The following is an 18651-nucleotide window of genomic DNA, read 5'->3' on the forward strand; positions in this document are numbered from 1 at the left end:
TTTTTTGATTATATACACATGAATTCAATTCTAGTTCAAACTATTTTAGGATCATCTGAATCTGATAAAGTTAAAACTCATAGCTAAGTTTGTAGGTTGGATACATCTAAAAATGGGTATTCGTATTTTTCCAATCGAGTAATCTATTCATCTGAAAATGTTCTTCAGAATGTACTAATATCAATGGGAATTACAGGTGCAAAGGGTACAAAATAAAAAGGTAAGCGCACTAAAATTGTTAGAGAAACTAGTAGTAAGAGATATTAGCAAACTCTAATAAACAACCTCCCGAATTGGTAGGGGAGGTTGTTTATTGTTCAGATATTGGAATGCTAACAACAAATTGTACACCTTGTTCTACATTATTAATAACGTACTCTAAACCTAGTGCTTCAAAAATTTGTTTTACAATATATAATCCTAAGCCACTCCCACCAGTATTTCGATTTCTTGATTTTTCAATTCGATAAAATGGTTCGAAGACATGTTGTATATCATTTTCTTTAATTTGTACACCTGTATTGATAATTTGAATTAAGATACAATTTTGTTTTGAGTCCTGAGTTAGCTGTATATATACCTTCTCATTATTCGGTGAATACATAATTGCATTATGAATAATATTTTTACAGGCTTTTTCTAAAAGAACCCGATCTGTATAGACAGAAAAGTGAGAATCAATCTGTTTTATGATTTGAATGTCTTTTTGAGAAGCAAAAAAACTGAGATCTTTTGTGATTATATCTATTAATTCGGAGAGATTTATTTCTTTTAATTGTGGTTTAAATGTATGTTGTTCTAATTTCGACATGCTTAGAATCTCACGAACCAGCTGTTCCATTCTTTCAATAATTTGGTGGTTTTTCTTTAAATATTGGTCACGATCCTGATAGGGACCAATATTATATATCATCCCTTCTAAGTACCCTTTCATAACAGTAAGAGGGGTCTTTAATTCATGTGATACAGTTGCAAAAAATTCTCTGCGTTTTGTTTCTATTTCTCTTTCTTTTTCAATATCACTTTTTAATTGCTGATTTGCTTTTTGTAAATCAAACATAGTTTGTTGTAAATTAATGGACATATCATTCAAGCTATTAGATAGTTCCCCTAATTCATCCATAGAACGAATCTCAATTTTTTCGGAAAAGTCTAAGTCCGCCATTTTTTGTGCCCCTCGATTAATATAAATGAGTGGCTTTGTAATGAACCTTGAAAATAAATAAGCACTTCCTATCCCAATAACAACTACAATAATACTGATATAGGGAAGGAAACGTACCAAAACTTTGGAAGCCTCATCAATAGGTTGAAATGTTGCGTATACTATGACGGTTTGGTTACCATCCTGAAATGGAATATCATATGATTTGTTCAGGCTATTTGAACTCCCTATTCGTGCTGTTTGAGTAACACTTCCTTGAATAAATGTATAAGGAGTAGAATAAACGTTTACTCTTTCGTAATCTGGAAATCTGAGTATTGCATTATTTTTTTGCATATACTCCTCAAAAAGCGGTTGTGCATTTTGAAAAGTAAGATTCTTAGATTTATCAATTATTTCTTCCATTCCGTTTTCAAGCTGCTCTGTTTTATATTGCTCATAAAATGTAGGAAGAAAGAAGTATAAAGTTAAATAAATTAGGACTGCAAAGGCTAACAAAATGAGGGATGTAGTCATAAAGAGTTTATAAGTAATTCGCTTCATCTTCATGATTTTTACGATCCTATTCATCGATTTTATAACCTATACCCTTTATGGTTTTAATATAAGGGATATCTAATTTCTTTCGTATGTTTTTAATATGCGTATCGATTATTCGTGATTCCCCAATATAATCGTAGCCCCAAACTTTTTCTACGATGCTTTCTCTTAGGAGTACTTTTCTCTCATTTTGTAGTAGTAGTTGCAGAATTTCGAATTCTTTCGTTGTTAAGGAGATTTCAACTTCATTTACATATACTTTATAGGCGTCGGCATCGACACGCAATTCTTTAAAGACGAAATGATTATCTAAGCTTTTATCATTGCTTCTTCTTAGTACTGCTTCGACTCGTCTAATCAAAACATGAAAAGAGAATGGTTTTGTAATATAATCATCGATTCCAAGATCAAATCCTTTCATTTGATCTTGTTCTTCTTCTAACGCAGTCAGCATAATAACTGGCACATTTGATTGACTTCGAATCATTTTCGCAACTTCAAATCCGTTAAGGTTTGGCATCATCACATCCAAAAGAATCAAATCAAAGGATTGCTTATTAAATTGTATCATTCCTTCTAATCCATCTGATGCAACTTCAACTGTATACTGTTGTGTCAATAAAAATTGTTTAATTAATTCCTGAATTTCTTGGTCGTCTTCTATTACAAGAATATGATGGTTGATCATTATATCACCTCTAGTAGCCATTATAACTTTACTATCTGGAGTTTGTATGGAGAATTACTAGAAAACAATATAAAGACTTCACAGGAAAACTATATATCTTTCAAATCAGCTCCAGATTTAAAAGATATTATGTATACATAACACTTAAGAAAGAAGGAGGTAAGCAAAATGTCACTTGAAACAGACATAATTCTTTCTTTATTAGATATAAAATTGTGGATAATCCATCATTCGGAACATAGTCGTATAAAAATAAAAATAAAAATAAAAAAACAAAAAGTAAAATCATCACCGTATCTATATAAGTACGCAAGTGTAAATAAAAGAAACCTATATAAACCGAGTTAACAAAAATCCAGAAATTAGTTCCTTATCTCTATCAGATGTGAGTTAAACGTTAAAATACTTTTCAAAAGGAATGAAGCCAGAGTAAGAACAGATATCTTTTTTGTAAGAGGGATTAACTTAATTCAAATGGGTAAAGAAACTTTTGAAAGGCCAGAGAGGAATAGCTGAGAAATATCATCCAACGTTAAATATGATGATAAAAAACATATATTGGAAGACCCTATATATACAGGGTATAGGGTCTTTTCATTATAAGAATACCTTTAAATTTGTGTATATAGTTTAGATTGAAGAAAATGAAATTTATGAAATCGGAAAATAGTCCATTTTCCCTAAAATTTGTTCATATTGTATATATTCCTGAGTGGCATTGATTTCTGGACTATTTTTTAAAGTTGTTAAAGCACTTTCAATTAAAAATTTTCTTGAATCTGCTTTATTATACATAATCTCTTCTTGAATAAAGTACAACAGGTTTAAACATGTTGTCATTTTCTGCTTTTCGAAACCATTTTTTTTCTCAATCACTTTTTTTAAGTTTAGCGTAGCAATTGAAAATTCATTGTTAAAAAAATCATTATAATCTGATTGAGGTAAAAATTCATTTATATATGCGGGTGTAAATAATTGAATGCTTTTTTCACTAATATCTTCCAAAATGATAATTATCCGATCCATACAATAAGTAACAATTTGCTTTATGGTAATTGTTTGATTCCATGCATTACTGGTATGAAGAATATTCTGCATCATACCTATGAAAATAACCGCACAATCCACTAAATAATTTGATTTATCCTCGGGGAAAATATTTGTAAAGCGTTTATACACCCAACTTAAAAATAAGTATTTAGACTGCTTAATAAATTGTATGAGATCTGGATCGTTTGATACAAGCACATCTTCAATTAATTGCATTAACTTGTTTTTTTTATTAAGTTCCATCATGAGGCTGACTTGTTCTATATAGATAGCAATATCTTTACAATCTTCTCCAATAAGTAATTTGTCTCTTTCCACTTGCATCTCTTCTTGGATAAGTTTAAATACAGCTTTGAATAGTTCGCCTTTGGAAGAAAAATAATTATAAAAAGAACCTTTGGAAATATTGCTATGATTTAAAATATCTTGAATAGATGTCGCGTGATATCCCTGTTCTATAAATAGCGCATGTGCTTTATCTAAAACGTCTCTTTTCTTCTTATTCATATTCTAAGCTCCTTTAGAGGTAATGCTCTTATATTAATAAATATATTGTAACAAAGAAAATACAACTAGTACAATTTTGGACAACCGGTACATTTTTGTTGATAATTAATTGCTAATGAGATATCATTAACCTTGTTGGACTTGAGGTATAAAAATAAACCGATAGTACAGAAGGGGGCATATACATGAAAGAAAAACAAACAAAAGCTTCTTTTAGCTTATTAGCGATTTTAATGATAGGAGCATTTGTAGCGTTATTAAGTAATACATTGCTCAATATAGCTTTACCATCTATCATGAAGGATTTTGATGTGAGTGCTTCAACCGTACAATGGTTATCGACAGGATATATGCTAGTAAATGGAATTTTAATTCCCACTACTGCATTTTTAATAAAAAAATATACGGCTAGACGATTATTTTTAACCTCTATGGGGTTGTTTACAATTGGTACATTAGTAGGTGGATTTGCACCAAGTTTTTCAGTCTTACTTTCGGCTCGTATGATTCAAGCTTCAGGAGCGGCTTTAATTATGCCACTACTAATGAATGTTTTATATACAACATTTCCACCTGAAAAACGTGGCTCAGCAATGGGGATTTTTGGTTTAGTAATGATTTTTGCACCTGCTATTGGACCAACATTATCGGGGTGGGTTATCCAACATTATGATTGGCCGGTACTTTTCTTAATGATGGCTCCTATAATGGCTTTAGTCTGGATTTTGGGATACTTTAAATTACATGATCACAAAGAAAAAAGCAATGACAATATTGATGGATTATCTGTTGTCTTATCAGCCTTGGCTTTTGGTGGTATTTTATATGGATTCAGCTCTGCTGGTAACAGTGGATGGAGTGCACCTAATGTTTATTTAACCATTATTATTGGACTAGCATCGTTGGTAGGGTTAATTGTTCGTCAATTTAATCTTCAGGAGCCTATGCTCGACTTTAGAGTATATAAATACCCAATGTTTGCTTTATCGTCAATTATTTCAGTGGCTTTAAACATGGCGATGTTCTCTGCCATGCTGTTATTACCGATTTATTTACAAAATATCCGTGGTATTTCCGCAATGGATTCTGGTTTACTAATGTTACCTGGCGCATTAATCATGGGGATTATGATGCCTATTACAGGAAAATTATTCGATAAATATGGTCCGAAATTGTTGGCGTTTATTGGCTTAGCTATTGTAATCGTTACAACATTTTTATTTAGTCAACTAACGGGATCCACTGAGTATACACATTTAGTTGTGTTATATGCAACTCGTATGCTTGGTATCTCAATGGTTATGATGCCGATTATGACGAATGGTTTAAATCAATTACCACCAGAATTCACACCACACGGAACAGCAATGAATAGTACGATTCAACAGGTTTCAGGAGCAATTGGTGGTAGCCTACTCGTTACAATTATGTCTAATCGAACAGTAATACATGTAGAAGAAATGATGTCTAATGCTATAAATAAGCTAACAAATGCACCTACTGGTGAAGCCTTAGCAAAAATACAGCAGCACATCTCCATGGAAGCAACTATTTCAGGAATCAATGATGCATTTTTAGTATCAGCTGTTATTGCTGGTGTAGCATTTATTCTATCGTTCTTTCTTAAAAGAACAACAGTTCCAATTTCAAATCAAGTAGATGATCGACTTGAGAACATAAATTAGTTGTTTAAAAAATGAAGAATTTTTAGAGTTAAGGCATCTTCTTTCTGTCTATCTGATGAACGTTTTTAATGTGATTGATTCAATTGAACAATACATGTGAAAAGTTGAAATAAGAGGGGGATTAACATGGAAGATGTAAGAAAATGGGGTCAATTTTTACTACCATATAAGTTTGCTTTAGATGAAATGACAACCAAAATTAATATAATAGCTGAAGAAGCAAAGTATTTAAAAAACCATAATCAAATTGAGCATATTAAGACGAGACTTAAATCATTCGAAAGTATTCAACTAAAACTTGATAGAAAAGGAATTACTCCTACAATGTCAAACTCAAGAGAACAGTTGTATGATATTGCAGGTATGAGAATCATTTGTTCTTTTGTAAATGACATTTATGATATATATTCTCAGCTATCCAAACGAAATGATATTAAAATTGTACAGGTGAAAGACTATATTGAAAATCCAAAATCAAATGGGTATCAGAGTTTACATGTAATTGTACAAATACCTGTAACACTATCCCAAAAAGTAGAGACTGTTTATGTTGAAATACAGCTTCGAACCTTAGCGATGGATTTTTGGGCTAGCCTAGAACATAAAATTTATTATAAGTATGACAAAAAAATCCCTTTCTATCTGGAGCAAGAGCTTATTGACGCGGCCAAAACTGCAAAATCTTTGGATGAAAAGATGAGGGACATTCATGTAAGAGTGGAAGGTTTGAAAGGTTAAAGAGGCATGTTAAGAATAAATAGGATCGCATGAAACAACTTGTTATATAAAAAGGACGCATATGCTTGATTGCAGCTGAGGAAATAAAGATTCAACACCAATGATTATCAATAATTGAAATACTAATGATTAAAATAAAAAAGAACCTTCAGTAGGTTCTTTTTTATAGTTGGTAAATATGTGATCAACAATAGATAGTAATTTAGATGCTTTTTATTAATTGGCTCAGTTTTCTTAGGGAAGAAATCATTTTCTCATGACTTATTACTAGATATAACCAGACATTTCATTTATTAATTTGGGTGGGTGATTTAGTTTTTTGGGTTTACCACGCTAAAATGTAAATTTTGCTTAGGGACAAAATGTTAAAGTTCTACATTCTGAATTAACAGAAAATTTAGGTGGTAAAAATCCCTTTGAATATTTTATCAGGTAGTTCATATTTCTTTGACCATAATTTCATGTTGTTACCGAACGTTTATATGTGTCTAATGGAAAGAAATATTTTAAGTTTGTTACCATCTATTGTTTGATTAAGATGGTAACACGAAAATAAAACGTTTACAACAAAAAGATAAAGGAAAAATATGAAAATTCGACTTTTTTCGACAAAATGATTGAGAGAGAAAAAATCTAAATTAAGTAAATCTTATATGTAGAAAGATTCTTTATCTCATAAATAACAGTTATAACATATGTAAATGTTCTATAAGTAATTAAAACGTCGAAGATAAAATTATATTGTGACAATTATAAACAAAACATACTTAATAATTCATACTTAGACTAACAAATCAATTCATAATAAGTTAAATACGCTATATTTAATAGAGTATAATATGGAATATTTAACTATAATATTCCATATTATATATAATTATAAATCATTTAACATATTAGTTGCGGGAAATTTTGACATAAGATATTTTAAATATTAAGCACAGAAACATTTTAAAGAAAAAGAGCTATTTTAAAATGTACCCTAAAAACGTTTTTCCTAAAAAGTAGTAAGAATTTTTAAATTGTTTCTGTGCCTAATTAGATGAAAATAATACAATAAATTGTTTAAAAAAGATAAAAGCAAGTTACTTTTACGGAGAAATATACATTCCATACCATTAGAATTATGTCAGATCGTACATACAAATTACATTCTTCTATCTCACAAACTGCACAACTACCATTAAAGGTAGCTTGTCTTAGTTTTAACATCACATTCATCATTTTTTTGTCCAATAAGATTAATATGGTTAGAAAAACGTGCCGCCATCTACTATGAAAATATTAGCAATTAGAAAGAATTATTTATAAAGTAATATAGAAATAAAATTATCCGGTTGTTTATAAGTGAATTTTTAATATTTTTGGCGTTTTTCAAAGGGCTTTCACTTATATTTCATATCATGAGGACAATTGTTGTGTTGTTTGAAGGGAAGGGTATAGGTGTTAACAGTTCATTTGTATATAAAAAATAAACAACCTGCTGAGTGTATAATAAAAGATTTTTTAAAATAATTTATGAATACACACAAGTGATGTTGAGTTATTTATTCAAAGTAGAACCTTTAAAAAATCTATAAATTGTAATATAAAGAAATAAGAATAGAGGTATTCATTATGAAATTTATAAAAGGGATATTCGTTTCTACGATTGCACTTACGGCCTTTACAGGATTAGAGCTAATTAAATTTCATGAAAATCCCAATGTAGTGTATGCAGATTCGAAAGGTCCTGTAAAAAATATAACTCAATCTGAGGCAGATATTAAAGAAGAAGATCAAATTATTGTAAAGTTTAAAAGTGAAGTGAATTTCCCGTATAAGGATGGACTTGAGAAACAAATAAAAAACGAAGATAGCGATCTGGAATTAGTAAAAATCTTTTCTGAATTTCCACAGCTAACATTAAAACGTTTATTTACATCTGTGGACCCAAAAGAGATTGAAAATATTGATAAAGATACGAGGGAAACTGAAAAAAAATCATCTTCTAATTTACTAGATTATTATATTGTAGAAGTACCTAATAAAGTAACAGCTGAAACATTGATGGACAAGTTTAAGAAATCTTATCTTGTTGAAGAAGTATATATGCAAGAAAAACCAACTCTTTTACCAGAAGTACAATTACCTACTGTATCGCTTAACCCTTACGACGATCCAAGATTTTTAAACCAGGGATATCTTAAGGAAGCACCATATGGGATTAATGCATCTTATGCATGGAGCATTAAAGGTGGAGATGGAAAAGGAACTACTTTTGTAGATATGGAGTATGGGTGGTTATTAGACCATGAAGATTTAGTAAATCAAAAAGTTGAGCTTATATCTGGTAGAAATATAGATCAACACGTTGGTCACGGAACATCTGTTCTTGGGATTGTTTCTGCTGAAGATAATGAGATTGGTAATATAGGAATTGCACCAAAGGCTAAGGTCAAAGTAGTATCCCAAATAAGAGGTGATGGGTCTTATAATACGGCTGATGCGATAATAAATGCTGTACATAATTTACAAGCTGGGGATATTTTATTATTAGAGGCACAAGCTTCATATGATGGATATGGAGATAAATATTTACCTGTTGAAGTACAGCCAGATATCTTTGATGCAATACGAGCTGGAACGGATAAAGGAATTATTGTGATAGAAGCCGGGGCAAATGGTTCTAATGACCTTGATCAATTTAGAGATCGGAATGGAAAACAGGTATTAAATCGCAATAGTCCGGACTTTAAAGATTCAGGAGCTATAATGATTGGAGCCGCATCGTCAACTGTTCCTCATAAACGTTTATGGTTTTCAAATTATGGTAGTAGAATTGATGTTTATGGTTGGGGAGAAAACGTAGATACAACTCGTGCTGAGCCTAATAGGATTACTAAAAATCTCTATACAACAGGCTTTAGTGGTACATCTAGTGCTTCTCCAATTATTGCTGGAGCAGCGACTTCAATACAAGGTGTGGCTAAAGAACATTTAGGTCGTCCATATAAACCAGCTGAATTAAGAAATATACTAAGTAATCAAAATACAGGTACCAAATCCCAAAATCCGTTAACAGATAAAATCGGTGTTTTGCCAGATTTAAAGTCAATCCTGTCAAATTTGGGATATAGTCCAGATATATCAAATAATGTTTTAGAGGGAAACCAATTTGTATGGTCAATGAAAGGAATAGGAGATTTTGAGTTTGCAAAATTGGATTTTAATAAGACAAAAGAAGAAATGCAAATTCAATTAAAAGCAGGTGTACCACATCATTACTTTGATAGTACATATGCGAGTGTGAAAGTCCAAAATTCATCTGGAAAAGTGGTATATAATAAAGATATTTATGGAAACAGGCAACAAAATGCTGAAACACAAAAAATTCCGATGAAAGTCGGAGACTATATTGAGTTTACACATTTAGAGGGTGGAAACCGGGCGACTCTTATAAATGTGGATAAAAATATACAGGAGAGCTTTGGTAAGAAGATAGTGTATCAAGTTACAGTTAATGGTCTTAAGAAAGTTGATCAAATTATTAACCCTAGCCCAGATACGGAAGCTCCTACACGGCCTGAAGGATTACAAGCAGCCAACATTACTACAAATAGCGTAGAGTTAAAATGGAATTCATCAACAGATAACGTAGGTGTGAAAGAATATCAAATATTACGTGACGGAAGATTCATTCAAACGGTACAGGGAACCACATTTACTGATAGTAAACTGACTGCTAACATGGAATACAAATATACTGTGAAGGCTATAGATGCAGCTGGAAATCAGTCTATTCAAAGTAGTGTTCTTAGTATAAAAACAAAAGAGCAAAATACCTCTTATGAAAAATGGGATCCGAGGAAAGCATATACAAAAGGGGATAGAGTAGAGTATCAAGGGAAAATCTATGAAGCTGTTCAAAGTTACCAAGGAAATGGAGATTCGAATTGGATATTCTCGTTATCCTTATGGAAAACAATTTCAATAAGTTGATGATATCGTCTATTTGAGAGAATAATTATTTCATAACTAGCTAAATAATTTTTATCTCATAAGAAGAAGGCGCCTTTTAGGTGCCTTTTTCTGGTTCTGGTGCGAAAACTTCAAGATAATTTCAAGTAATCTCTAAATCTTGGACATACTGATACGATTACTCTAAAAAGGTGCGTGATCAGTATGGAAAAGCGAAATTTATTCAAGTGGAAGCATTATCATCATGATATTATTTTGCAAACAGTAAGATGGTACCTACGGTACAACTTGAGATTTCGTGATTTGGTGGAAATGATGGAGGAACGGGGCTTATCCGTTGCTCATACAACGATTATGCGTTGGGTTCATCAGTATGGTCCTGAATTAGACAAAAGAATCCGTCGTCATCTCAAGCAAACCAATGACTCTTGGAGAGTTGATGAAACATATATCAAATTAAAAAGTCAATGGATGTTACCTGTATCGTGCTGTCGATTCGAAAGGAAATACCATCGATTTTTACCTAAGCAAAGCAAGAAACCACAAGACTGCAAAGCGATTCTTCAAGAAAGCTTTGCAGTCTTTTCATATTTCTGAGCCTCGTGTCGAGACAGTCGATAAGAACCCAGCTTATCCTATAGCAGTTGAAGAATTGAGAAAAGAAAAAAAGATGCCATTAGGCATCCAACTAAGGCAAGTGAAATATCTCAATAACATAGTGGAACAAGATCATCGATTTATTAAAAAGCGAGTTCGTTCGATGCTAGGATTGAAATCCTTTCGTACAGCTACAGCCATTATTTCTGGAATAGAAGCTATGCATATGGTAAAAAAAGGTAACTTATTTTACTGGACAAGTCTGCCCAAAATCAAGTGGAGTTCATCCATCAACTATTTGGAATTGTTGCTTAAGACTAGATTCCACTAGGAAACTTTTCGCCTCTTTATATCTTTCCCAAGTATTTGCACCAGAACCACTAACGTTAACGCAGCGTGAAGGAATCTTAATTGCAAGCTTGCACGTATTGGAGGGGAAAAGCAATGCCAAAGCAGTTAACAATCTTTGATGTTGAACCAGTTGTATCATTTGATTTTAAGAAGGCTCATGATCATCGATTAAATTCTAAACTACGTTTTGCCGACGTTGTTGTACAAATACCACGTCAAGCCAAAGCGATTGATGAATTAAAACCAACGACAGCGCCTGATGAGCGTTATGAGTTATTTGAAGATTACACAATTGGAATTTGGCGTTATAAGCGAGTGGAGGGTAAACAATTTGATTGGGAAGAAGCAGAGGAAATGTGTAAGCGAGCACGGGATGAAAAAAAGCCTATTCCAATACGGCTGCATTTATCACTTGAACAATCATTTGTTCCAGAAAATGTTGTGCGATATTTGTAGACAAACAAAAAAGCCGAGATTGCTCTCGACATAATTATTCGAAAAAGTAATTATAACATATGGGAGTGATCTTGGTGGGAATTAGAAAAGAAAATCTTGTAGAAATGACAGCTGAAATAGATTTGAAAATAAACGGAATATATGTTGTTAAAAATGGTCATGTCCAACTAATACAACCACCTCAAAGTGGAAAAGTAATCCGTATGGAAGAACGAAAAACACAGTTACTTTAATCAAATTTGAATTTTATTAAGAAATTGGACTGAAAGCATCGATAATTAGATGGGATAAAGAGCATCATCACTGAAATGAAAAAGCCCTGCACACAGGGCATCTAAAAAGATACCTTAGCTATAACAACGATTAGGGGGAGGTATTAGCTAAGGTATCTGGATGGATGATTGCATACTAAGTATGCAATCAAGAGCATTGTTGAATGTATTGGGTTATTCAACAAGTTCAGAATAACACGAAATTTCCGCTAATTCACCCGGTAAATTTGTCCAAAAAAGGTGTTTCTATAAAAGTTTTTCACCTAAGAAATGGATTCATAGATTTTAATCAAAGCGTTATTTTAAAATTAAAGAGCGCCCAAGGGAGCGCTCTTCGATCAAGACAATATTGAAAAATACTCGGTAGTATATGTAATCTTTTTAGCTTTGTGAGATTAATCAAAAGTTTTTCGACTTGTTTTTGGAGGGTATTACATTTTGTTCTATTTTTTCGTAAAGATTAAGTAATTGTTTGATGAATGTAATTTTCGGTGTTAACCAATATGAAAATAGTGCTGAAATAATTCCTATTAAAGCTCCTGTTATGACATCAAAAGGATAATGAACTCCTACCCAAATACGAGAAATAGCTACGCAGAATGCAAGTACAAGCCATAACCATCTAGCCTTTTTACGAACAAGCCAGAATGAAAAACAAATTGAAAAAAATAGAATCGTATGGTCGCTAGGAAATGAATTATCTACTGCATGATCGACAAGTTTATTAACATTAGGTAATACTGCAAATGGTTGATAATTCAAATGCAAATTCCCTGCTAATTTTCCAATTATTTCAGCAGTTACGAAAGCAACTATTGCTTGAATAATCATCATTTTGTTTTTTCTAGATTGAGTAAACCAATAAGCAATAATAATTAAACCTAAAAAATACACCATATATTCCGCTAAAAATACCATAGTGGAGTTTAGGGATGAATATTGCTTCCCTAAATTATTGATAGCTCGAAAAGCATCAATATTTAATTGAGAAAAAAACATTTTTAAATCGCTCCTTATTGTTTGTGTATAAGGAAAATTATAGTAAAGAGTTTATAGTGAAAAAAATTGATTTTAGTGACAGTAGTCTTACAAAACTGTAAGGATTAGCACATTAAAGATTTTTAATAAAATAGTTATTTGAAACTATTCACGAAAAAAGAGCACTAAAGAAAGTGCTCTTAGGAAATACATTTTATATTCTGTTTTGAGCTACGATTTTAATATTCTCTGGTGGAATGATATCTTGAATTTTTTCTTTTAAATCTACTTGGACCATTTCTTCAAGATGTTCAAGTGAAACTTCAAAGTTTATGCATTCCGCAGTTGCGATGTTTAATAAAGAATAATTTTCATTCTTTTTAACAACAAGATATTGTGATTGATCTGTTATTACTATACATCCTTGTTGAATTCCTAATTTACGATTATCTTCAAAAGTCATAAATAAATCTCCTAACGTTTTTCTGATAGGAATTGTACTACATAAAAAAGTTAGTGTCTAGTCGGTTTTATGTAAGAACTAGAGTCAAACAAAATCCTTATTTAAAAACAAGAAGCCCTAGAGTTAGGGTTCTAGGACTGCTTGTTTTGGTATATCTCACACGGTTTTATAAAAAGAATAGAACGTACTGAAGATAACATATGAATGTTTCATAAATGTATCGAAAAAGTGAACAAAATTGCTATTGCAGAAGAAGCAGAAATGAAGTTTCTAATAGTTAAGTGCGTGAAAGGTATTATTTCCAGTGGATAAAATGCGCGTGGGGCACCTAATCATTATTTTATTGGAGGAAAAGAATATGTTATGAACTTGGTTGAATAAAAAAATGAAAATTTTACTTTAAGCGAAGTTAATGAAATATATTTTTGGGGTTATATCAATGATTGTTATCTCGATGGACACTTTAACTTTATAAAAGTCCTAGAAGAAAAACACAACTATGAGGAATAGTAAGCTATAAAAGTGAACAAAATCGTTATTTTGTACATCAAGGTAGTCAGCGCAATCAATTAACGGTTTTTTGAAAAAAAGAAGCCCCGCAAATATTGCAGAGCTTCATAGGGTTGAGTTATGTCGTATTCACAAGGGATTTTAACATGAATTTCGAGGTGAATAAATTGGTAAATGTGTCCAAGTAATTTGGAGCTATTTTATAAAAAAAGAGAAGCGCTTAATCAGGACGCTCCTCTTAATGCCAATACACAATAACTATCCCATTATACTGTATAAGCGTAAAATATTTAACAATTACCTTTATGGTAAATATTTCATTTTGTAGAAAAGGGGGATGGATATGCGGATGTATAGATGGAGGGCTACATTAACCGCTGGTGGAGAATATGAACGGCGTGAACTACTCGCCACTTAGCAAAGCTTGAAGTGGGAGCTTCTCAGTTCCACGACGAAAGTACCCTTTCGTCTCCCTGAGCGTTACTTTGGGGTGTTCCACCCCTAGATGTCCAACGCTTGGATGCTCTTTTGGTACGGTTGATATTTTACGCAGGAACCGAATGGCTTGGTTTTCGCACTCTATTTTCTTCCTGCAACCTCATATATCAGGTTATCAAAGAACTTCATATAGCTAGTTTATCAAAAGTTTTTGGCTATGCCAAACCGAAATTCATCTCCCACCTACCGTTGGGCTACGCCCTTCACATGCTTGAGGAAGGAGAATTCTTTCGGGGAATTCGTTAAAAAACTCAAAGCGCGTAGCCGAAAGCGAAAATTACATCGAAACTTCACTATAGAAAAGCAAGAATGGCCTTCCGTGTGGATTGGTTGGATGGATTCGATATGGATTGCAAAAAGAGAAGACAGAAGAAGTAACAGACGGAAATTTAAAAGAGCAGCTAGCAAAAGCTAACTGCTCACCCAAGAAAAACAGAGGAAAGATAACCATGTGTCTATATTATTGACGAAATATTGAGTTTTATTCATGGGGGAGAAAAATAGGCTATTAACATGAAGATGCTCCAATACATATCTTGCAAGTAGTAAATTAATGACGGGATAGATTGAGAATGGATGATCCGATTAAGGAGATAGTTGGCGCATGGTTTGTTGCAGTAGGGACAATTATTGCTGCGGTGATTTGGAGAAGAGTAAGAACATTACTTTTAAATTGATTCATCTCGAAATTCCTCTTTCGTGAATGTTTCTCCAATCCCCTTGAAAGCTGTCACTTCGGAGATGGCTTTTTGTTTATTCAGATAAAAGGATGATAAGGTCTTTTGTCGAATAGATAGATTTGGAGAGGAGGGGGCATATATGCTGATTTCTTTTAAAGACGAAACAAAAAAACTAAAAGCTTCAATAGACAGCCATGATCTAGCAGGATTAATAGCAGTGCTAGAAAAAAATAAAAAAGTAAAAATAGGACATGATCGTTATGAAGTTGTCGAAGTGAGTTTAGAAATCAACAAGTACACAAATAGTGATGATTTAGCAGAGGTTATAGTAACTGTGAAAGAGGCTTAAAGTAGCAAATAAATCAGAAATAGCATCCATAACGGGTGCTTTTTTCTTTGTTATATAGAAATTATATATTAAACTAGTAAAACTTTGAATGAGACAAGCATATACTAATAACTGACACGACGTATTCATTCTTTATAATCGTATCGGACGAGTACCTTATAGGGCTCTTTTTTTATTGCACATAAGGAATTCCCAAACATACAATATCGAGTCAATGCCAACCAACTTATTCCTTTTCCGATAGCTATATATATTCCGCTATAAAGTTCTTTTATGTTGCACCATTAGAACGGGCAGGGCATTGTCGTATATTTAATACTCAGAAGCTTAGGGCACTTTATAGTGTTCTTTTTTTATTGAACAAAATGGATATTTGGATAGGAGGATGAAGAAGTTAATGGAAACAATTAATAAATTTGCAGACTATATGAAACGTCTTGGTGAAAATAAAAAGGTAGTCGTTGAGGAAGAGGATGTAAAAGATATTACTGAAGATATCGAAGCGTATTTAAGTAATAACGGCCATACTTATTCTTATAGTGAGAATATGGCAGGACAAGTGTTAATCATTGTTCATTAAACCAATAGCAATTATCGTAGGCGTTGCCGTGATTTTGGTTTAGCGTCTTGTTTGTTGTTAAGGGGTGAGGGCATGGAAGTTATTTACGAACATCCTTGGTTAACTACATGGTTTATTTTATGATTTGTATTTGTGCATCTAGTGTTGTATCTATGGAAAAGAAGTAACAAAACAAACGAACACAACGAACGAAAATAGAGGATTAAACGTACGTAATGGGTGTACTTATTTTGAATTATGTTTGTTCACAAATTAGACATATTTAGAACCCTTATTTTCCAACAACCTATTTGTTCGGTTTACATGTACGGAAATTAAATGCTGTTATTAAGCTATAGTTAATTTACGGACACTTAAACGGACAAAAGGGGAGAAACGGAATGATTCTCGGATATGCTCGTGTACCAACACAAGATCAGAACTTAGCAAGGTAACTCAAACAATTGAGTGATTATGGATGTGATTATGTGTTTGAAAAAAAGTTAGTGGAGCTACAACAGACGGACCAGAGTTATTACGCATGTTAGAGAATCTGCGTGAAGGTGATGTAATTGTAGTTACTGAATTAGCACGTATTACAAGAAGTACACAGGACTTATTTAATTAAGCTCGTTTCTAATCAAGACATAAAATACTCATTAAAAAATCGATTTCTTAACGTACAGGAAATCGATTTTTTATTTATAATCCCTTCATCCAATTCTTTCTACATTTTAGGCATCTTTGCAGCAGGACCATCTAGAATTAGAGTGTAAAAAATGTATCTTGAATAGCAGAACGAAAAGATTGGCAACGAATTTGTTTTGCCCAAAATGCCGTTTCTGCTTCTCTTTCTTGTAATGTCATGTTAGTTCTAAAGGGAGAAGGAAGAATAAGAGCAGTTACAGCTGGTATTGAATGAAAAGTTATATTATCTAGCTTTAGAAATTTTCGCCACATATTAAGATCACTCCACACATCCTCTGGTCCAGGGCTCCATCCTTCAAGAAGACGAGGGTAGGTATCTATGCGGTATCCAGCAATCGTAGGACTAAAAATTTATATGACTCTTTCAACATACGATCGCGAGTCTCAAGTTCCTCAAATGATCCCTGAATGGCCATCATTTGTTACTTATTCACAATAGCCATATAGCGGCTATGTACAAAATCTGCTTTGGATAAAGCTTGCTCCATGTATTGTAAGTGATCAGGAAACCATGAATCATCGTCACTCAGATAACATACAAATTTTCCTTTTGCCAATTGTAATGCCTCATGTCGATAAATTTCTCCGTTCCTTGCACTTGAGCCTATAAAAACAGAGAAGAAATCTTTAATCAAGCTCCTGCTTTTCAGCATGAAATACACCAAAACAATTACTTGAAATATTATTCATTTATTAATCTGAGTATGCTTTTTTAACTTTGCAACAGCAACCATAAATGCTCCTCATAATAAATATAAGGTTATTTTATATATACATAGATTTTATTCATCGTAAGCCTACTGAAAATAAGAAAAGACGTAAAAAGACAGTGGCTTATATTGTCATGCAATTTAAACTTTTAAAAGGGTGAATGGGGTATCGAAAGCTGTACAGTTACCTTTTAAACAAAGGAGTCAAAGTTACTCTGTCTCAAGTAAGACACGCCTTATGTAAGGTCAGCTCAAAGTGAAAAATTGTCACTTATTATAAGAAACAAAAGCAAGAACTCAATACGTTTCCGAATATATTAGAACGCTCTTTTATACCTAGTACGAAGGAAAGACCAACAGTGGTTGAGGAAATACAAATTATATTAGGTAGATTGGCAATAAATAGTGATTTATCACAGCTAACAGAGGAAGAAAAGCGGCAATATTACCATTTTGTATGCAGAAAATATGGACTAGATCCATTTACAGAGTCGTTTGCTTTTATTCGGTTTAAGGGAAGTAAGTGAACTACAGCTATAGGTGCAGTTCCTATTAGTACAGAAGTTGGAAGAAAACTTAGTCCCGCTCAGTTAGCTCATACACTGATGACTTGTGCAACCAAAGTAAAGAGACGAGCGACAGTATCACTGTGTTGTTTAGCTATGATGGATGAAACAGAAGTAGGTATACTTTTGGGTGTAAAACGATTTGATATACAATCCGTCATCGAAAATAAAGATTTACCTCTACAATCCAAACAATCTTATGGCGGTTATACATTTATGGTAAAAGAATCAATGGGAAAATCAGAACTATTTGTGAAAGAAAAAATAAAAAAAAGAAGTGACTGTTTTGACAGAATTGAGAGAGTCATAATGGTACATCAAAAACTTCATGAATAGAAGAAGTGCACCTATTATCATATAGAATTTGTTGTGAAAGATGAAAGAAACAAGCAAGCATACAATAATGATGAAGTATGGCATTATATATATTTCTTATATTAGCACTTATTTATTTGTCAATTCTCCTTTGTGTGAAAGTAGAGTGCACGAAAATGAAAGCGGAACGAATCTTGAGATTACTATTGAAGAGGGTGTGCTTATTTATTGAGTTGTAGTGCATAGATACTATAAGAGAGTATAGGATACACATATTTTTAGAGGAATTATGTAATAAGTGACATA

Annotated in this window: 15 protein-coding genes and 5 pseudogenes; 13 read left to right on the forward strand and 7 right to left on the reverse strand. The window is 32.5% G+C overall.

Annotated features, from left to right (window positions below):
• Positions 1-310: 310 nt before the first annotated feature.
• The 3 genes and pseudogenes from ABH959_RS24050 to ABH959_RS24060 all read right to left on the reverse strand — a co-directional run.
• Positions 311-1360 (reverse strand): annotated as a pseudogene (locus ABH959_RS24050) (sensor histidine kinase); the annotation flags it as partial.
• 116 nt (positions 1361-1476) lie between these two features.
• Positions 1477-1735, reverse strand: a pseudogene (locus ABH959_RS24055) (two-component sensor histidine kinase); the annotation flags it as partial.
• Positions 1728-2393 (reverse strand): response regulator transcription factor, encoded by a 666-nt coding sequence (locus ABH959_RS24060; RefSeq protein ID WP_201055223.1) that lies wholly within the window; start codon positions 2391-2393, stop codon positions 1728-1730. The pseudogene ABH959_RS24055 and the gene ABH959_RS24060, both read right to left, overlap by 8 nt.
• Positions 2394-2561: 168 nt before the next feature.
• Here ABH959_RS24060 and ABH959_RS24065 point away from each other — a divergent pair, with 168 nt between their 5' ends.
• A complete protein-coding gene (locus ABH959_RS24065; RefSeq protein ID WP_404493280.1) occupies positions 2562-2741 on the forward strand; it encodes a hypothetical protein in 180 nt (59 codons plus the stop codon).
• Positions 2742-3044: 303 nt separating this feature from the next.
• Here the strand turns inward: ABH959_RS24065 and ABH959_RS24070 are convergent, their stop codons facing one another.
• Positions 3045-3950 carry a TetR/AcrR family transcriptional regulator gene (locus tag ABH959_RS24070; protein WP_404493282.1) on the reverse strand — a complete coding sequence of 302 codons (906 nt, stop codon included), beginning with the start codon at positions 3948-3950 and terminating at the stop codon, positions 3045-3047.
• Positions 3951-4135: 185 nt separating this feature from the next.
• Here ABH959_RS24070 and ABH959_RS24075 point away from each other — a divergent pair, with 185 nt between their 5' ends.
• From ABH959_RS24075 to ABH959_RS24100, 6 genes and pseudogenes are all read left to right on the forward strand, one after another.
• Entirely contained in the window at positions 4136-5635 is a 1500-nt protein-coding gene (locus tag ABH959_RS24075; RefSeq protein WP_404493283.1) for a DHA2 family efflux MFS transporter permease subunit, read from the forward strand.
• A gap of 126 nt (positions 5636-5761) precedes the next feature.
• Positions 5762-6373, forward strand: a complete 612-nt coding sequence (locus tag ABH959_RS24080; RefSeq protein WP_016096720.1) for a GTP pyrophosphokinase — start codon at positions 5762-5764, stop codon at positions 6371-6373.
• A 1617-nt stretch (positions 6374-7990) separates the two neighbouring features.
• Entirely contained in the window at positions 7991-10354 is a 2364-nt protein-coding gene (locus ABH959_RS24085; RefSeq protein ID WP_404468093.1) for a putative mucin/carbohydrate-binding domain-containing protein, read from the forward strand.
• A 183-nt stretch (positions 10355-10537) separates the two neighbouring features.
• Positions 10538-11245, forward strand: a pseudogene (locus tag ABH959_RS24090) (IS6 family transposase).
• A 129-nt stretch (positions 11246-11374) separates the two neighbouring features.
• Positions 11375-11737, forward strand: coding sequence for a cell division protein SepF (locus tag ABH959_RS24095; RefSeq protein ID WP_078179031.1), 363 nt, complete (start codon positions 11375-11377; stop codon positions 11735-11737).
• A gap of 74 nt (positions 11738-11811) precedes the next feature.
• On the forward strand, positions 11812-11970 hold the full coding sequence (locus ABH959_RS24100) for a DUF3954 domain-containing protein (protein ID WP_404493285.1): 159 nt from the start codon (positions 11812-11814) through the stop codon (positions 11968-11970).
• 438 nt (positions 11971-12408) lie between these two features.
• Here the strand turns inward: ABH959_RS24100 and ABH959_RS24105 are convergent, their stop codons facing one another.
• Both ABH959_RS24105 and ABH959_RS24110 read right to left on the reverse strand, forming a co-directional pair.
• On the reverse strand, positions 12409-13008 hold the full coding sequence (locus tag ABH959_RS24105; protein WP_016096718.1) for an undecaprenyl-diphosphatase: 600 nt from the start codon (positions 13006-13008) through the stop codon (positions 12409-12411).
• A 193-nt stretch (positions 13009-13201) separates the two neighbouring features.
• Positions 13202-13450 (reverse strand): hypothetical protein, encoded by a 249-nt coding sequence (locus ABH959_RS24110; protein WP_000141885.1) that lies wholly within the window; start codon positions 13448-13450, stop codon positions 13202-13204.
• Positions 13451-15030: 1580 nt separating this feature from the next.
• Between ABH959_RS24110 and ABH959_RS29430 the strand changes: the two are divergent.
• The 4 genes and pseudogenes from ABH959_RS29430 to ABH959_RS24125 form a co-directional block, all read left to right on the forward strand.
• Positions 15031-15099 (forward strand): annotated as a pseudogene (locus ABH959_RS29430) (DUF6944 family repetitive protein); the annotation flags it as partial.
• Between the two features lie 178 nt (positions 15100-15277).
• Positions 15278-15487 (forward strand): hypothetical protein, encoded by a 210-nt coding sequence (locus ABH959_RS24115; protein ID WP_002204055.1) that lies wholly within the window; start codon positions 15278-15280, stop codon positions 15485-15487.
• Between the two features lie 385 nt (positions 15488-15872).
• Positions 15873-16067 (forward strand): hypothetical protein, encoded by a 195-nt coding sequence (locus ABH959_RS24120; protein WP_229168235.1) that lies wholly within the window; start codon positions 15873-15875, stop codon positions 16065-16067.
• A gap of 380 nt (positions 16068-16447) precedes the next feature.
• Positions 16448-16668, forward strand: a pseudogene (locus ABH959_RS24125) (recombinase family protein); the annotation flags it as partial.
• 143 nt (positions 16669-16811) lie between these two features.
• Here ABH959_RS24125 and ABH959_RS24130 read toward each other — a convergent pair.
• A complete protein-coding gene (locus tag ABH959_RS24130; RefSeq protein ID WP_404476817.1) occupies positions 16812-17006 on the reverse strand; it encodes a hypothetical protein in 195 nt (64 codons plus the stop codon).
• A gap of 817 nt (positions 17007-17823) precedes the next feature.
• On the opposite strand from ABH959_RS24130, the gene ABH959_RS24135 reads away from it, so the two are divergent.
• Positions 17824-17991: a hypothetical protein gene (locus ABH959_RS24135; RefSeq protein WP_154214060.1), complete on the forward strand. Its 168-nt coding sequence runs from the start codon at positions 17824-17826 to the stop codon at positions 17989-17991.
• Positions 17992-18126: 135 nt separating this feature from the next.
• Positions 18127-18366, forward strand: coding sequence for a hypothetical protein (locus ABH959_RS24140; RefSeq protein ID WP_404493286.1), 240 nt, complete (start codon positions 18127-18129; stop codon positions 18364-18366).
• Positions 18367-18651 lie beyond the last annotated feature (285 nt).

The organism is Bacillus sp. RC51 (assembly GCF_044908115.1).
GTDB lineage: Bacteria > Bacillota > Bacilli > Bacillales > Bacillaceae_G > Bacillus_A > Bacillus_A mycoides.

Excerpts from the sequence above, each read along its gene's own strand:
- ABH959_RS24110 (WP_000141885.1), bottom strand. The coding sequence starts at position 13,450 with ATGACTTTTGAAGATAATCGTAAATTAGGAATTCAACAAGGATGTATA.
- ABH959_RS24060 (WP_201055223.1), bottom strand. The coding sequence starts at position 2,393 with ATGATCAACCATCATATTCTTGTAATAGAAGACGACCAAGAAATTCAG.
- ABH959_RS24095 (WP_078179031.1), top strand. The coding sequence starts at position 11,375 with ATGCCAAAGCAGTTAACAATCTTTGATGTTGAACCAGTTGTATCATTT.
- ABH959_RS24085 (WP_404468093.1), top strand. The coding sequence starts at position 7,991 with ATGAAATTTATAAAAGGGATATTCGTTTCTACGATTGCACTTACGGCC.
- ABH959_RS24075 (WP_404493283.1), top strand. The coding sequence starts at position 4,136 with ATGAAAGAAAAACAAACAAAAGCTTCTTTTAGCTTATTAGCGATTTTA.
- ABH959_RS24120 (WP_229168235.1), top strand. The coding sequence starts at position 15,873 with ATGAAGAAGTTAATGGAAACAATTAATAAATTTGCAGACTATATGAAA.
- ABH959_RS24070 (WP_404493282.1), bottom strand. The coding sequence starts at position 3,950 with ATGAATAAGAAGAAAAGAGACGTTTTAGATAAAGCACATGCGCTATTT.
- ABH959_RS24130 (WP_404476817.1), bottom strand. The coding sequence starts at position 17,006 with ATGTGGCGAAAATTTCTAAAGCTAGATAATATAACTTTTCATTCAATA.
- ABH959_RS24065 (WP_404493280.1), top strand. The coding sequence starts at position 2,562 with ATGTCACTTGAAACAGACATAATTCTTTCTTTATTAGATATAAAATTG.
- ABH959_RS24105 (WP_016096718.1), bottom strand. The coding sequence starts at position 13,008 with ATGTTTTTTTCTCAATTAAATATTGATGCTTTTCGAGCTATCAATAAT.
- ABH959_RS24115 (WP_002204055.1), top strand. The coding sequence starts at position 15,278 with ATGCTGATTTCTTTTAAAGACGAAACAAAAAAACTAAAAGCTTCAATA.
- ABH959_RS24140 (WP_404493286.1), top strand. The coding sequence starts at position 18,127 with ATGATGGATGAAACAGAAGTAGGTATACTTTTGGGTGTAAAACGATTT.
- ABH959_RS24080 (WP_016096720.1), top strand. The coding sequence starts at position 5,762 with ATGGAAGATGTAAGAAAATGGGGTCAATTTTTACTACCATATAAGTTT.